At 43.1% G+C, this 545-nt stretch carries 1 pseudogene; it reads right to left on the bottom strand.

Annotated elements, in window-relative coordinates:
* Positions 1-545 (bottom strand): annotated as a pseudogene (locus ACS8FD_RS23825) (cation:proton antiporter); the annotation flags it as partial.

The following is a 545-nucleotide window of genomic DNA, read 5'->3' on the forward strand; positions in this document are numbered from 1 at the left end:
GACGGCACGTGCTTGTACTTGTTTGTCAGTCACGTCTACAGGTTTTGGTTGTATATCGTCATCGACGACCAAAGCGACCAGCTTACGATCACGGGGCACAACACCATCGAATTTGTCCGTAATCACACTCAGCTTGCCTTCTTTATCGAGTGTATATAAAGGGACAAATTGTTTGTTATCCGCTTTGTATTGCTCAAAGCTATAGCTGTCAGTGATATTGGTAATCTTGATACGCGCTTTTTTAGATAGCATGCTGGCAAGCTTGGTGTAAGTAACGTCTTTGCCAAACAGCCACTGAGAATGGAAGTTTGATTGTTTGGTATCGCGCTCATTTTTGACTTTTTCGTCGCTGAACTTTAGACGAAATATCTTTTGTTCACCGAATTCATGACGATAATGTATCTCAGATAAGGTGTTTAGCTCTTTATCTGTACTCATGGCAAACAGATGACCGATACCGATCAGATCGAGATGATGGTCAGCGTGATCCGAGACTGGATTACCAAAATAAGTGCGTAGGCCACTCATACGAGCACCGGCGATAT

The organism is Psychrobacter sp. 1U2, assembly GCF_051847575.1.